General features: G+C 61.1%; 10 protein-coding genes. 9 read left to right on the top strand and 1 reads right to left on the bottom strand.

Going from position 1 to position 15,804, the window contains the following annotated elements; all coding sequences use genetic code 11:
- The first annotated feature begins 31 nt into the window (after nt 1-31).
- From pheT to ACYVM5_RS11225, 9 genes are all read left to right on the top strand, one after another.
- Nucleotides 32-2,467 carry a phenylalanine--tRNA ligase subunit beta gene (pheT, locus tag ACYVM5_RS11265; protein WP_460618209.1) on the top strand — a complete coding sequence of 812 codons (2,436 nt, stop codon included), beginning with the start codon at nt 32-34 and terminating at the stop codon, nt 2,465-2,467.
- A 93-nt stretch (nt 2,468-2,560) separates the two neighbouring features.
- Nucleotides 2,561-5,572: a M16 family metallopeptidase gene (locus ACYVM5_RS11260; RefSeq protein ID WP_460618208.1), complete on the top strand. Its 3,012-nt coding sequence runs from the start codon at nt 2,561-2,563 to the stop codon at nt 5,570-5,572.
- A gap of 196 nt (nt 5,573-5,768) precedes the next feature.
- Nucleotides 5,769-7,328 carry a hypothetical protein gene (locus ACYVM5_RS11255; protein WP_460618207.1) on the top strand — a complete coding sequence of 520 codons (1,560 nt, stop codon included), beginning with the start codon at nt 5,769-5,771 and terminating at the stop codon, nt 7,326-7,328.
- A gap of 276 nt (nt 7,329-7,604) precedes the next feature.
- Nucleotides 7,605-7,901, top strand: a complete 297-nt coding sequence (locus tag ACYVM5_RS11250) for a hypothetical protein (RefSeq protein WP_342296880.1) — start codon at nt 7,605-7,607, stop codon at nt 7,899-7,901.
- Nucleotides 7,902-7,941: 40 nt separating this feature from the next.
- On the top strand, nt 7,942-8,235 hold the full coding sequence (locus ACYVM5_RS11245; RefSeq protein ID WP_190922794.1) for a cell division protein ZapA: 294 nt from the start codon (nt 7,942-7,944) through the stop codon (nt 8,233-8,235).
- Between the two features lie 147 nt (nt 8,236-8,382).
- A complete protein-coding gene (rny, locus tag ACYVM5_RS11240) occupies nt 8,383-10,053 on the top strand; it encodes a ribonuclease Y (RefSeq protein ID WP_460618206.1) in 1,671 nt (556 codons plus the stop codon).
- Between the two features lie 167 nt (nt 10,054-10,220).
- Entirely contained in the window at nt 10,221-11,144 is a 924-nt protein-coding gene (locus ACYVM5_RS11235; RefSeq protein ID WP_460618205.1) for an N-acetylmuramoyl-L-alanine amidase, read from the top strand.
- Between the two features lie 79 nt (nt 11,145-11,223).
- Nucleotides 11,224-12,468 (top strand): pyridoxal phosphate-dependent aminotransferase, encoded by a 1,245-nt coding sequence (locus ACYVM5_RS11230; RefSeq protein ID WP_460618204.1) that lies wholly within the window; start codon nt 11,224-11,226, stop codon nt 12,466-12,468.
- 19 nt (nt 12,469-12,487) lie between these two features.
- Nucleotides 12,488-13,150, top strand: a complete 663-nt coding sequence (locus ACYVM5_RS11225) for a cytochrome b/b6 domain-containing protein (protein WP_460618203.1) — start codon at nt 12,488-12,490, stop codon at nt 13,148-13,150.
- A gap of 224 nt (nt 13,151-13,374) precedes the next feature.
- On the opposite strand, the gene ACYVM5_RS11220 is transcribed toward ACYVM5_RS11225, so the two are convergent.
- A complete protein-coding gene (locus tag ACYVM5_RS11220; protein ID WP_460618202.1) occupies nt 13,375-15,738 on the bottom strand; it encodes a M1 family metallopeptidase in 2,364 nt (787 codons plus the stop codon).
- Nucleotides 15,739-15,804 lie beyond the last annotated feature (66 nt).

The raw sequence follows: 15,804 nt of genomic DNA, 5'->3' as shown, positions 1-15,804 counted from the left end.
GCCATCGGCTCCGAATAACTGAATCCTCCCCATGCGCATTTCCCTCGACTGGCTTAAAACCCTCATTCCTACCGATAAACCCGCTGCCGAGATTGGCGCGCTTCTCACCGGCTCGGGCCTGGAAGTGGAGAGCGCCGAGGAGCTGGAAAGCATTCCCGGCGGGTTGCGTGGCGTGGTGCTGGGCACCGTGCTCACCTGCGAGCGCCACCCCGACGCCGACAAGCTCAGCCTGACCACCGTGGACGTGGGCGACGGCACCCCGCGCCAGATTGTGTGCGGCGCGCCCAACGTGGCGGCTGGCCAGCGCGTGGTGGTGGCGCTGGAAGGCGCTGAGCTGCACCCCGCGCAGGGCGAACCGTTCAAAATCAAGAAAAGCAAAATCCGCGGTGCGGCCTCCGAAGGCATGATTTGCGCCGAGGACGAAATCGGCTTGGGCCAGTCGCACGCCGGCATCATGGTGCTCGATACCGAGTTGCCCAACGGTACGCCCGCCGCCGACTACTTCGGCTTGGGTTCCGATACGGTGTACGAAATCGGCCTCACGCCCAACCGGGCCGATGCGGCCTCGCACTATGGCGTGGCCCGCGAGCTGCGCGCCCTGCTGCGCCAGCCCTGCCACTTGCCGGATGTGAGCGGTTTCGCGTCTCCCGCTTCGGCGGCGTCTAATATTAAGGTGACGATTGAGGATGTGGAAGCCAGCCCGCGCTACGCTGGTTTGCTGTTGGAAAATGTTCAGGTCGGCCCGTCGCCGGAGTGGCTGCAGCGTCGCCTGCGCAGCATCGGCCTCTCTCCTATCAATAATGTGGTGGACGTGACCAACTTTGTGTTGCACGAGCTGGGCCAGCCGCTGCATGCTTTTGACGCCGACCAGATTACCGGCGGCCAGATTCGTGTGAAGCGGGCCGAAGCCAGCGAGAAATTCGTGACACTCGATGGCATTGAGCGCAGCTTGAAAGCCGAGGATTTGGTGATTGCCGATGCCAATGGCGCGCCGATGGCGCTGGCCGGTGTGTTCGGCGGCAAAACCTCGGGCGTGAGCGAAAGCACCACCCGCGTGTTTCTGGAAAGCGCCTACTTCGGCCCCGCCGCCGTGCGCCGCACCTCCCAGACGCATAACCTGAAAACCGACGCCTCGTTCCGCTTCGAGCGCGGCACCGACCCGAATATGGTGCTGGTGGCCCTGAAACGGGCGGCGCTGCTGTTGCAGGAAGTGGCTGGCGCCACCATCGCCGCGCCCGTAGTGGACGAGTACCCCGCGCCCGTGCCGCCCGCCACCGTGCGCCTGCGCCTGCCCCGCGTGGAGCGGCTGGTGGGCCAGTACATCGCGCCCGAGCGCATTCGTCAGATTCTAACGGATTTGGACATTGAAATCAGCGCAGAGAACCCCGACGCCGGCGACCAGGACACCTGGACGCTGACTGTGCCGCCCCATAAAGTGGACGTGACCCGTGAGGTCGATGTGATTGAGGAAATCCTGCGCATCTACGGTTATAACAACGTGGCGCTGCGGCCGAATAACTCGGCTTCCTTCCTGGCCAAATTCCCGAACCCCGACCCCGAGGTGACGCGCGTGAAAATTGCCGCGCTGCTCAGCGGCCAGGGCTTTTCGGAGATTCTGACCAACTCGCTGACTAACTCGCTTTATTTCGAGAAAGAGGGCGAAGCGAATAATGCGCTGGTCCGCATTCTCAACTACAACAGCGTTGATTTGAACGTGATGCGGCCCACGCTGCTGCACTCGGGCCTGGAGATTATTCGGCACAACATCAACCGCCGGCAGCGCGATTTGAAGCTGTACGAATTCGGCAAAACCTATTCGCAGAACGAGAACGGCAAGTATCAGGAGAAGAACAAGCTGGTGATTTACCTGACGGGCAACGCCGCTGGCGAAACCTGGCAGCACAAGTCCGAAAAAGCGGCCTTTCACGACCTGGCGGGCGCGGTGCAGCAGGTGCTAGCGGCGCTGGGCTTCGGCGGGGCGGCCTCGCAGCCGGTGCAGCACGAGTACCTGGCCGGCGGCCTCGCGCTGCTGGTGCACAACCAGCCGCTGGCGCAACTGGGCGCGGTGTCGGCCTCGGTGCTGAAGAAGATGGACATATCGCAGCCGGTGTGGTACGCCGAGCTGGACTGGGACGCGCTGAGCAAGAAATACAAGCCCACGCTGGTGGCCCGCGAGCTGTCGAAATTCCCGGAAGTGCGCCGCGATTTGAGCATCGTGGTGGATTCGGCCGTGACTTTTGACCAGCTCCAGCAGATTGCCCGGCGCACCGAGAAGAAGCTGTTGCAAAGCATCAATGTGTTCGACGTGTACGCCGGCGAGAACCTGGGCGCGGGCAAAAAGTCCTACTCGGTGAGCTTCACCCTGCAGGATTTCAGCCAGACGCTCAGCGAGCAGGCCATCGACCAGGTGATGCAGAAGCTGATTCAGCAGTTCGAGAAGCAAGCTGGCGCGCTGATTCGGAAATAATCGGGCAAGCCTACCTTTCGGCCGGCAATGGTGTGCAACTGCGCAGCATTGCCGGCCTCTTTGTTTCTATTCTTACCCACTTTTTTCCGCAGAATGAACCTTCGTTTCCTGTCCACTTTGGGCTTAGCGCTGATGACTACCGCCGGCTTTGCCCAGCAAAAACCGGCGGCCAAAGCGCCCGCTACCAAAACGACCCTGGCCACCACGCCCGGCGGCACCCGCCTCGTGGAGAAAGTGACCAAGCAGCCCGGCCAGCTCGTCATTCCCTACGAGAAATATGTGCTGCCCAATGGCCTCACGCTCATCGTGAGCGAAGACCATTCCGACCCGCTGGTGCACGTGGACGTGACCTATCACGTCGGCTCGGCCCGCGAGCAGATTGGCAAGTCGGGCTTCGCGCACTTCTTTGAGCACATGATGTTTGAGGGCTCCGACCACGCGCCGAAGGGCACCTTCGACAAGGTGATTCTGGGCTCTGGCGGCACCAACAACGGCAGCACCACGCAGGACCGCACCAACTACTACGAAACTGTGCCCAACAACCAACTGGAGCGCGCCCTCTGGCTGGAAGCCGACCGCATGGGCTTCCTGCTCGATGCCGTGACGCAGCAGCGCTTTGAGGTGCAGCGCGCCACCGTGAAAAACGAGCGCGGCCAGAACTACGACAACCGCCCTTACGGCTTGGCCAGCGAGTACGTGAGCAAAACGCTCTATCCCTACGGCCACCCCTACTCCTGGCTCACCATCGGTTACCTCGAAGACCTGGACCGCTCCAACGTGGACGACCTCAAGAACTTCTTCCTGCGCTGGTACGGGCCTAACAATGCCACTCTCACCATCGGCGGCGACGTGCAGCCGGCCCAGGTGGTGAAGCTGGTGGAGCAGTATTTCGGCCCCATCAAGCGCGGGCCGGCCGTGCCCAAAACCAAACTGCCGGCCCCCGTGCTGACTGCCGACCGCTACGTGAGCTACACCGACAACGTGCGCTTCCCGATGCTGCAAATGGTGTTCCCGACCGTGCCACAGGGCCACCCCGACGAGGTAGCCATTGATGCATTGGCCGAGATTCTGGGCGGCGGCAAAACGTCGTTGCTCTACAAAAACCTGGTGAAAAACCAGAAAGCCGTGCAGGCCAGCGCCTCCCATCCCACCGCGGAACTCGGCGGCCAACTCACCATCACCGCGCTGCCTTTCCCCGGCAAAGGCCTCGACAGCCTCGAAACCATCGTGCGCAACACCTTCGCAGAGTTCGAGAAGCGCGGCGTGACCGACGACGACCTGCTGCGCTTCAAGGCCCAGCGGGAAGCCCAGCAGGTGAATGGCCTGGCCAGCGTGGCCGGCAAAGTGAGCCAGTTGGCCGCCAACCAAACCTTCTACGCCAACCCCAACCACATCACCGTGGAAGCCCGCGAGCTGAAGGCCCTGACCAAGGCCGACGTGCAGCGCGTCTACGACAAGTACCTGCGCGGCAAGCACGCCGTGATTCTGAGCGTGTTGCCTAAAACGGGCGGTGTGGCCGCCGCTAAGCCCGATAATTACACCATCGACAAATCTGGCTACAAGGCTCCTGACTACGGTTACGCCGGCCTGAAATACGTGAAGCCGACGGACACCTTTGACCGAGCCAAGCAGCCCGGCGCGGGTGCCAACCCTGTGGTGAAAGTGCCCGCCCTATACCAGGAAACCCTGCCCAACGGCCTGAAAGTGGTGGGCACCCGCAACACCGAAATCCCCACGGTCACGATGCGTCTCACCATCCGGGGCGGGCATCGGCTGGAGCAGAGCATGCCCGGCAAAGCCGGCATCGCCCAGCTCACGGCCAGCATGCTGAACGAAGGCTCGCAGAAATATACCGGCGAGCAGTTCGCGGCGGCCCTCGATAAACTGGGCTCCACGGTAGCCGTGAGTGCGGGTGACATCGAAACCACGGTTTATGTGCAGAGCCTGACCAAAAACCTGCCCGCCACCATGGCCCTGCTCGACCAGCGCCTGCTGCACCCGCGCTTTGATGCTCAGGATTTCGCCCGCGTGAAAAAGCAGCAGCTGGAGTCGATTGCCGACTTCGTCAACCGGCCCGCTGTCATCGCCGACCAGACCTATAACCGCCTTCTCTACGGCACCAGCAACATTGCCGGCACTGCCATCGCCGGCACTACCGCCTCGGTGGGCAGCCTCACGCTCGACGACGTGAAGGGCTTTTACAACACCTACTACGCGCCCAACGTGAGCTACCTCGTGGCCGTGGGCGACGTGGACCAGGCCACGCTGGACAAGCAGCTCGGCTTCCTGAAAAACTGGGCCAAGAAGGACGTGACCATCCCAGCCGACGTAGCCGGCGCGCAGCCCGACAAAACGACCATCTACTTCGTGAACAAGCCCGGCGCGGCCCAATCCGAAATCCGCGTGGGCTACCTCACCGATATGAAGTACGATGCCACCGGTCCCTACTACCGCGCCTACCTGGCCAACTACCTGCTTGGCGGCGCCTTCAACTCGCGCATCAACCTGAACCTGCGCGAGAACAAGGGCTACACCTACGGCGCCCGTTCGGGCTTTGCCGGCACGCGCTACGCGGGCCCGTTCACGGCCCAGGCCGGCGTACGCGCCGATGCCACGGCCCCTTCGGTGAAGGAATTCATGAGCGAAATTCAGAACTACCCGAACGGCATTTCCGACGAGGAGCTGGCCTTCGTGCAGTCGTCGGTAGGCCAGAGCGATGCCCTGCGCTACGAAACCGGCCAGCAGAAAGCCGGCTTCCTGGCGCGCCTCGTCGAGTACAACCTCGACCCCAGCTACGTGCAGCAGCAGACCGACATCCTGAAAAATCTGAAGAAGGAAGACGTGCAGGCCATCGCGAAGCAGTACCTCCCGGCCGACAAAATGGCCATCGTGGTGGTGGGCGACAACAAGCAACTGCCCGCCCTGCAAGCTCTCGGCTACCCCGTGGTGGAACTGGACACGGAAGGCAAGCCCGTGGCCGCCGAAATGATGAAAATGCCCACGCCCGCGCCCACCCAAATGGCCGTGCCAACGGATGAAAAGATGAAGAAGCAAACCGACGACGGCGGTAAAATCAAAACCAAGACCAAGAAGGGCAAGAGCTAGGCCGGCAGGCCAAAACCAGTCCGGAGTAACAGAAACGTCGTGTGGAGCATTGCTCTGCACGACGTTTCTGTTTCATCAAGTCAGCAAGTATTAATCAGAACTTTATCCTTTATAAAAATCACGTATTTCTACCTTATTCCAGCAACGAAATTTACCGGAGCTTTGGCTGCATGAATTCTAACATTTTCAGCAGCTTATGAAAAAGCAATACCTTCTACCGGCCGTGTTAGGCCTCAGCTTGGGGCTGAGCGGATGCTCCACCAACAACTCGAAGTCGGAAGACGCTACCACGGCCACCAGCCCGGAACCGGACACCGCCGCCAACAAGCTGGCCGGCCGGCCCGGCCCCAACGTGCAGGCCGTTACCATGCCCAACCCGGGTATTCCCGGCTATAAATTCCCGGAAGACAGCAGCACCATCAATGGCTGGGTGCAGCGGCACGACGCCGCTAGCATCGACCGTCACGGCTGGGGCATCTGGACGGCTTTGTCCTCCGCCACGCCCCAGCGGCTGGGCCCGGATACCCTGCGCGTGTATGAAACCTGGCCCACCCTGGCTGAGGTTGATGCCGCGCAGCAGCCCACGCCCAAAGCCAATTCCCGGGCCATGCTCCTGCAACGGCCCCAGCCCAAGCGCCAGCTCAACCGGCCGCGCCAGCTGTTCCGCGACCCGGATTTCCGGCGGAGCCTGTCGCAGAAGCGCCGGCTGATGGCCAGCGCCCACGCCATGGTGCCCGATACGGCCCAGGATGTGTTCGAATCAGTAAGCTACGACCCGGTGGCCGCGTCCTTCATCGTGCAGAACAAGCTGTTCTGGGCTTCCACGCTCCAGGGCATGATTGACAAGGGCCAGGGCGCCATCCCGGAGTTCCCCCGCGAGGCCATTGCCATCAAGCCCGTGTATGAAGTGGTACCGGCTAAACAAGGCCGCACGCCCTACCAGATGAAAGTGTGGACCGGCACCACTTCGGCCCACATCAAATACGGCCAGGGCCGGTGGGGCAGCATTGTTTACGTCGACATCAACAACCGGGGCCAGGGCAACGGCCAGGTAGGCAAAGCCGGCGCGCCGCCCACCGCCGCTACCACCTACAACCTGCGCGACTTTGTCCACTTCACGCTCACCCAGGCCGAGGCCGACGCCATGAACGCCGAGCTGCTGCCCGACACCACCAAGGTGGCCCACGCCGGCGACTACGCCATTCTGGTGGCCATGCACATTTCCACCAAGGAAACCAAGCGCTGGACCTGGCAAACTATGTGGTGGGCCCCCGACCCCAATCGCGCGCCGCTGCCCAGCAACCCCGCCGTAGTGGCTCACCGACCGGCCCAGCTCGTGGGCGCCCCGCGCCACTACGCCATGGCCATTGCCTACCAGATGGTGGACCCCGTGCAGCCGTTCGCGGGCGGCAAGAGCGTGGGCCAGTCCGTCTACGTCTTCAATCCCTACCTGGAAGCCGGCTTTGGTCCCAAAACCTTCTGGAACCCCGGCCACTTCCAGGAGCCGTCCATCGTGCTCACCAAGGGCCTGGTGGTGAAAAACGACGTGGGCGTGCGCACCAATTGCATGAGCTGCCACGCGCAGGCCAGCTTCACATCCATTGCCGAAATCAACGCCAAAAAGAAGCTGCCGCTCGGCTACCTCGGCAATACCTACGTCGACATGGGCAGCCCCAAATTCAAAGGCCGCCTGAAAACGGATTTTCTGTGGTCGATTGCCGATATAGCTTCTTCAAAGCCTGACTCGCTGAAGTAGGCGCGCCGGGGGCCGGCAAGGCACATCTGGTTTTTCGCCTGACAATCATCTGAACGTCAGGCCGAAGTTATCGAAGCCCCGCTACTGTTCTGTTAATCCTAACCAGCGGATTACAACGGCAGTAGCGGGGCTTCGATAACTTCGGCCTGACGTTCTTGTTTTCTTTCGCATCCGTGCCCAACTTCAAACCGCGCTGAGTAGCAAGCTGCGAGCAAGCCCGGGATAAAGCGTAGCTTTCGGCCCGCCGCTTTATCTTCACCCAAAATTTATTCGCCCGTGGCCTCTTCCCAACAGCTTGCGCAACTCGACCGCCTGGAGCGGCAGATTACCACCTTAGTGGCTGCCTATCAGCAATTGCGTGAGGAACTGGCCGATGCCAACACCACCGTGCAGCAGCTCCGGGCCGACGTGCGCGAGAAGGACCGCCTGCTGAAAGAGCGCCAAAACCAGGAAAATATCGTTAAACTTGTACACACCATAGCTGGGGAACCCACCCACGCCAACGAACTTAAACTGCGCCTCAACGAATACATCCGCGAACTGGACAAGTGTCTTGCCTATTTGAGAGACTAAACCGAACGACCCCTCACCCCACTGCCTTAATTTTCGCCCTATGAGCGAATTAGCCATCAAAATTCGTATTGCTGACCGGGACTATCCCATGCGCGTTGACGTGCAGGATGAGGAACGGCTGCGCCTGGCGGGCCGCCTGCTGGGCGACAAGCTGCGCGAATTCAGAGAAGGCTACGGCATTCAGGACAAGCAGGACTTGCTGGCCATGGTTGCGTTGGCCACGATGGCCGACCAATTGAAAGTGAGCAAGGAAAAGGATGGCACCGATGCGGCGCTAACCGAACGGTTGGCTCGTTTCGACGAGCTACTATCCGGCGTGGTGCTGGCGGGGTAATACCCCCGACCGGCACGCACACAACTCGTTGGCCCGGCAGGGCGGCGCGGCAATCGGCCGCTTCCGCCCGGCCCGGGCAAAATCGTTCTACCCGGTTATGGTTTTTACCCCACCCCAAAAACCATAATCTATATGTCCCCTTTGATAATGTGTCTGCTCACCGCGGTGGCTGCCCTTGTGGTAGGCTACGTGGTAGGCAGGCAGCTGGCCGGCAAAGCCCGGCTGGACCACGAGGGCGAGGCCCAGGCCCGCGCCCAACAAATCCTCCGCGACGCGGAGGAGAAAGGCAACCGTCTTCGCGACGAGAAAATCAAGCAGGCCGATGAGCGCCTGGAGCAGTCGAAGAACAAGTTCAAGACGCTGCGCAACGAGTTTGACCAGGAAAGCCGCCGCCTCAAAAACGAGCTGGAAGGCGAACTAACCCAGCGCCGCCAGGGCGTGGTGGAGCAAGAGCAGAGCATCAAAATGCTCACCGAAACCACTCAGCGCCAGCTCGAACAACTCCAGAAAAAGGAAGCCGACCTGGAGCGCCAGCGCGAGAAAAACCAGACCGACACCCAGCAGCTGCGCGATAAGCTGGAAGCCCAGGCCGAAAAGCGCCGCCTCGAACACGAGGAAACGATGGCCGAGCTGGAAGAAAAGCAGCGCGAAGCCGAGGAGCAGCTGCACTCGGTGCAGCGTCAGCTCGAAACCATTGCCAACTTAACCGCCGCCGAAGCCCGCGAGCAGCTGGTGGAATCGCTGAAAAACGAGGCTCAGATTCAGGCCAGCTCCTACGTGAAAGACACCGTGGCCCAGGCCAAGCTGACCGCCACCAAGGACGCCAAGAAGATTGTGCTGGAAACCATTCAGCGCACCGCCTCGGAACACGCCATTGAGAACTGCGTGTCGATTTTCAACATTGAAAGCGACGACGTGAAGGGCAAAATCATCGGCCGCGAGGGCCGCAACATCCGGGCGCTGGAAGCCGCCACAGGCGTTGAAATCATCGTGGACGACACCCCCGAGGCCATCATCATCTCGGGCTTCGACCCGGTGCGCCGCGAAATTGCCCGCCTCTCGCTACACTTGCTGGTGAAGGACGGCCGCATTCACCCGGCCCGCGTGGAGGAAATTGTAGCCAAAACCCGCAAGAACATCGAGGAAGAAATCGTTGAGATTGGTGAGAAAACCATCATCGACCTCGGCATTCACGGCCTGCACCCCGAGCTTATTAAGATGGTGGGCCGCATGCGTTTCCGCTCCTCCTACGGCCAGAACCTGTTGCAACACAGCCGCGAAGTGGCCAACCTCTGCGCCACCATGGCGGCCGAGATGGGCCTCGACGTAAAGAAAGCCAAACGCGCCGGCCTGCTGCACGACATCGGCAAGGTGAGCACTGAGGAGCCGGAACTGCCTCACGCCATTCTGGGCATGGAGATGGCCAAAAAGTGGAAAGAGCACCCCGACGTAGTAAACGCCATCGGCGCCCACCACGACGAGATTGAGATGACGGCCATGATTTCGCCGCTGGTGCAGGCCTGCGACGCCATTTCGGGCTCGCGCCCCGGTGCCCGCCGCGAGATGATGGAAAGCTACATCAAGCGCCTCAAGCAGCTGGAAGAAACCGCCAACGGCTTCAAGGGCGTGAACCAGTGCTTCGCCATTCAGGCCGGCCGCGAGCTGCGCGTGATGGTGGACGCCGAGAACGTGACCGACGAGCGCGCCGCCGAGCTGAGCTTCGAGATTTCGCAGAAAATCGAGAAGGAAATGCAGTACCCCGGCCAGATTAAAATCACCGTGATTCGGGAGATGCGCGCCGTGGCCTACGCCAAGTAGCCTGAAGCGCATGATTTAGCTTGCGCTTTGAATTAAGAGGAATGAAGCCCCCATAGCGAAAGTTGTGGGGGCTTTTTTCATGGTTTCTGCAAGGCAGAGGCCGTACTTTCACGGCGATGAAAATTTGCTTTCCCTATCGTAGCCTGGGCCTGTTAACTATTGGAACCTTGGCTGCCTGCGCCGCTTCCAAGAACCCCTACGCTGCCACCAACAAGTCCTATAAAGCGCAGGTAAAGGCCTATGCTGAAGCCTTGCGCGCCACGCCGGTCATCACGCCGGGGGCCGACAGCCTGCTGGGCAAATACTGGGTGGGCACCACCAATTTCAACCTGCGCAAGCCCAATTACGTCGTGATTCACCACACGGCGCAGGACTCCACGGCCCAGACCCTCAAGACGTTTACCCTGCCGAGCACACAGGTGAGCGCACACTACGTCATCGGGCGCGACGGCCGGGTGTACCACATGCTGAACGACTACCTGCGGGCCTGGCACGGCGGCGTGGCCCGCTGGGGCAACACCACCGATATTAATTCCTCGTCCATCGGCATCGAGCTGGATAACAACGGCGTTGAGCCGTTTGCCGAAGCGCAGATTACCAGCCTGATGCACATCCTGGCCGGGCTGAAAAAGGCTTACGGCATTCCCACGGCCAACTTTATCGGCCACGCCGACATTGCGCCCAGCCGCAAGAATGACCCCAGCGCACTATTTCCTTGGAAGCGACTGGCAGATAACGGGTTCGGATTGTGGTACGATGCCGGGCCGTTGCCTAGTCCCTTTGTGGCCGACAGCGCCATTGCCCTAGCCGGCCGTCTGCTCGCCCCGCCGCTACCGGCTGCCGACGATGTGCCAACGGCCACCATTCAGCCTGTGGATACTGGCCGAGTAGATGCCCAGCTGGCCCGATTGAATGGGCCAATTACGGTGTTCAGCCCGCGCGAGGCGCTGCGGATTATTGGGTACGACACGCGGGATTTACCGGCGGCCATCCGGGCGTTTAAGCTGCATTTTATTCAGCAAAATGTGAGCGCGCCGCTGACCGATGCCGACAACCGGATTCTGTATAATCTGTACAAGAAGTGCTTATAACGGCCGGTGGGCCGTTATATTTAGCCAATTGAGGGGGCCGGCGGCTAATGCGGCACCGGCCGGGAATTAACTTTATTGTATGCCAGAAGTATCCAAGCGCGGGCAGGATATGCCCGTTTCGCCGTTTCGCAAGCTGCTGCCTTATGCCGACGCCGCCCGCCAACAGGGCAAAATCGTTTATCCCCTCAACATCGGCCAGCCCGATGTGCTGACGCCGCCCGAAATGCTGGCCGCCGTGCGCGAGGCCGACATCGCAGTGCTGGGCTATGCCCCCGGCGCGGGAACCGACAGCTACCGCCGCAAGCTGGAAACCTACTACCAGCGCGCCGGCATTCCGGCTCGATTTGAGCATATCATGGTGACCACGGCGGGCAGCGAGGCCATCCTTTTCGCCATGCTCACCTGCCTGAACCCGGGCGATGAAGTGATTGTGGCCGAGCCGTTTTACGGTACTTACACGGCCTTTGCCATTGCCGCCGGGGTGAATATTGTGGCCGTGACGGCGCACATTGAGGACGGGTTTGCGCTACCGCCGCTGGCCGATTTCGAGGCGGTGATTACGCCCCGCACCCGGGCCATTCTCATCTGCAACCCCAGCAACCCGACGGGCTACGTGTACCGGCGCGACGAACTGGACGCGCTGCTGGGCCTGTGCAAGCAACACGACTTGTACCTGCTGTCGGACGAAGCCTACCGCGAATATTGCTACGACGGTGCTCAGGCCACCAGCGCCCTGAGCCTGGTGGGTGGCGAGCGGCACGTGGTGGTGCTCGATACCATCTCGAAGCGGTACAGCGCCTGCGGGGCGCGGGTGGGGGCACTGGTTACGCGCAACCCCGACGTGTGGCTGGCGGCCTTCCACTTCGGCCAGATGCGGATTTGCCCACCAGTGCTGGAAATGGTGGCCGCCGAAGCCGCCGCCGACCTACCCCCCTCCTACTTCGACGGTACCCGGGCCGAATACCAAGCCCGGCGAGACCTTACGGTGAACGCGCTGCGCGCCATGCCGGGCGTGGTGTGCCCGGTGCCGGGCGGGGCCTTCTACGTGGTGGCCCGCCTGCCCGTGGACGATGCCGAGAAGTTCGGCCAGTGGCTATTGGAGGATTTTACCCTTGATAACCAGACGCTGATGCTGTCGCCGGCCAACGGCTTCTACCACACGCCGGGTCTGGGCCGGCAGGAAGTGCGCCTGGCCTACGTCATCAACCAGACCGATTTGGCGGCGGCCATGCACTGCTTGGCGCACGCGCTGCTGGTGTATCCGGGCCGCATCGAACCCGTGCCCGCTGCTGCCGTAGAAGCCGGCATTGCCCTCCCCGTTTGACCTTTTGTTAATCAACTCCATGAATCAAGCCATTGCCCCCGCCGTCGAAGTACCCGTCAAGGATTACCGGGGCTCCATCCGGCTCTGGCACTGGGCCAATGCGTTGCTGATTAGCCTGCAATTGATGACCATTCTGTTTCAGAAGGTGATTGTGAAGGCCAAGACGGCGGTACCGGAGCTGCAGTCGTCGGGCAAGGAGGTTTCGGTGCCGCAGGCGCGCGAGCTGGCCCATATCATCAGCGAGCGCATCTGGGCCTGGCACATCTATTTCGGCTGGACGCTGGTAGCCTTATGGGTATTCCGGCTGGGCCTGCAACTTACTGGGCCTTCCAATTTGCGCTTCTCGGCGCGGCTGATGGAGATTCTGCGCCGCTACCGCCTGGCCCCGCCGGCGGATAAGAGCCAAGCCGGCAAGATTCTATTCGCCAAAACTACTTACGCCCTGTTCTACCTTTTCATCACCATCATGGTGGTTACCGGGCTGATTCTGATATTCGAGGATGTGTCCTGGCTGAAAGGGGTTCATCACCTGGCCGAGGAAACGCACAACGTGACCATGTTCCTGATTATCGGCTTCATTCTCATTCACGTAGTGGGCGTGGTGTGGGCCGAGAGCAAGGAAGACCACGGGCTGATTTCGCGCATGGTGGGCGGCGAGGCACCGAATATTAAGAAGGCGTAACTGAGCCGTTTGTCATTGCGAGTGGAGCGCAGCGGAACGCGGCAATCCGTCCTCTGAATGCGACCAGCACTGAGATGTGACAAGGATTTTTATTGAAAGCAAAAAGCCCCGGCTCTAATCCAGAGCCGGGGCTTTTCACATTATTAGGCTGGTCGCTTAGAGAGGAAGGATTGCCACGGCCTGCGGCCTCGCAATGACAGGCGACTTCCTTTCCTCATCAGTGCCTAGTTCCCGCTGCTGCCGGGCTTCTGCTCCAGCTTCTGCATGGGGCTGGCCGAGGCCTTGGCAGCCTGTTGCATGGGATTGGCGGGAGCCTGCGGGCGCTGCTGCTCAAACAGCTCGAAGCGCGAGGCGGCGGGCTGGCGCGGGAAGGCGTTGTTGCTCAAATCCGTGTCGGCCGTTTGCTGGAAAGGGTCGATAACGAAGCTGATGACGGGCTTTTTGGTCACGACGACTTTCGTCACCTGGGCGTTGTTCTTGCGCCAGATTTCGGCCGGGATGGTCTGGATTTCCTGGGTGTTGTCGGCGTAGGTCATTTGCAGCACGATAGGCATCACCAGGCCGCCCACGTTGCGGAAGCTCAGCTCGTAGAAGTTGCTCTGCGAGTCGTTCAGGCGCTGCTGCTGCTCGGGCGTGAGGCTGCTGAGCATGGCGGTGTAGCGCTGCTGGTCGGCGGGCGTCACGGCCAGCGGGTCGTAGCTGTTGTAGAAGTCCTTCAACTCGGGCTTCTCTTCCACCAGCGTTTGCTTGATGTCGTTGGCGTTGCGCTGGGCCGTGATGGACTGCGGCGCAGCGGCTTTTTGCTGCTGCAGGCGGGCATTTTCCACCTGCGGGTTGCGGGTACTAGCGTTGTAGGATTTCACCGACTCCAGGGCCAAATCCGTGTGCTCGGTGGTGTAGAACCAGCCGCGCCAGAACCAGTCGAGGTCCACGGCCGAAGCGTCTTCCATGGTGCGGAAGAAGTCGGCGGGCGTGGGGTGCTTGTAGGCCCAGCGCTGGGCGTAGGTTTTGAAGGCGTAGTCGAACAGCTCGCGGCCCATCACCGTTTCGCGCAGGATGTTGAGGGCCGTGGCGGGCTTGCCGTAGGCGTTGTTGCCGAATTGCAGGGCCGACTCCGAGTTAATCATAATTGGCGACTGCAGGTTGTCGGCCGTAGCCATGTAGGCGGCGATGTTGCGCGGCTCGCCGCGGCGCGAAGGGTAGTTGCGCTCCCACTCCTGCTCGGTGAGGAACTGCACGAAGGAGTTCAGGCCCTCGTCCATCCACGTCCACTGCCGCTCGTCGGAGTTGATAATCATGGGGAAGAAGTTGTGGCCCACTTCGTGGATAATCACCGAAATCATCCCGTATTTCACCTGTTGCGAGTAGGTGCCGTCCTTCTCGGGGCGGCCGCCGTTGAAGCAAATCATCGGGTACTCCATGCCGCCCACCGGGCCGTGCACCGAAATGGCCACGGGGTAGGCGTAGGGAATCGTGAATTTCGAATAGGTTTTGATGGTGTGGGCCACCACCTGCGTCGAGTACTGGCCCCAGAGCGGGTTGCCCTCTTTCGGGTAGTAGCTCATGCACATCACGGGCTTGCCGTTTTGCTTAATCTGCATGGCGTCCCAGATGAACTTGCGCGAGCTGGCCCAGGCGAAGTCGCGCACGTTTTTGGCGGCGAAGGTCCAGGTTTTGGTGCCGGTGGCGCGGCTGCTTTCGTTTTTCACGGCCTCGTCCTGGGTCACCATCAGCACAGGCTTGGTGGCAGATTTGGCCTGCTCCCAGCGCTTGAGCTGCGTGCCGGTGAGAACCTGAGCGGCGTTCTGCAAGGTGCCGGTGGCGCCCACAATGTGGTCGGCGGGCGCGGTGATGCTCACTTTGTAGTCGCCGAAGGGCAGCGTGAATTCGCCATTGCCGAGGAACTGCTTGTGCTGCCAGCCTTGGTTGTCCGAGTAAACGGCCATGCGCGGGTAGAACTGGGCCATCTCGTAGAGGTAGTTCTTGTCGTCGGCGAAGTACTCGAAACCGCTGCGGCCGCCCTGCTTGTACTGGTCGGTGATGTTGTAGTGCCACTTCACGCTGAACGACACGGACTGGCGCGGCAGCAGCGGCGCGGGCAGGTCCACGCGCATCATGGTGTTGTTCGTGACGGTGTGCAGGGCGCGGCCATCCTTGCCGGTCACGGCCTCAATCTTGAAGCCGCCATCGAAATTCGACATCATTCCATCTACTGATTGGAACGACATCTTATCCTGCAGCTGGCCCACCTGGGTGACGTTGGCAATGGAGTTTTTCTCGAAGATGTTCTGGTCGAGCTGCACCCAGAGGTAGGGCAGCGCATCGGGCGAGAGGTTGGTGTAGGTGATGGTTTCGCGGCCGGTGAGGGCCTGCTTGGCATCATCCAGGGTGACTTTGATGTCGTAGTCGGCGCGCTGCTGCCAATAGTCGGAGCCGGGCGCGCCGCTGGCGGTGCGGTAGCTGTTGGGCGTGGGCAGCATCGTTTCGAGCTGCGCAAATTTGTCGGTGCCGGAGTTGGTAGTCTGGGCAGTGGCAGCCTGCTGGCCCGTCACCGCCAGCACCAGGCCAGCCAATAGAATACGACGCATAGAAAAACCGTAAGTGGGAAAAATCAGAAAAAGCGAAAGCCGAGAAAGTCGTTAAAGTTACGTCAG

Source organism: Hymenobacter ruber, assembly GCF_054783255.1.
This window is presented reverse-complemented; position numbering and strand designations above follow the sequence as displayed.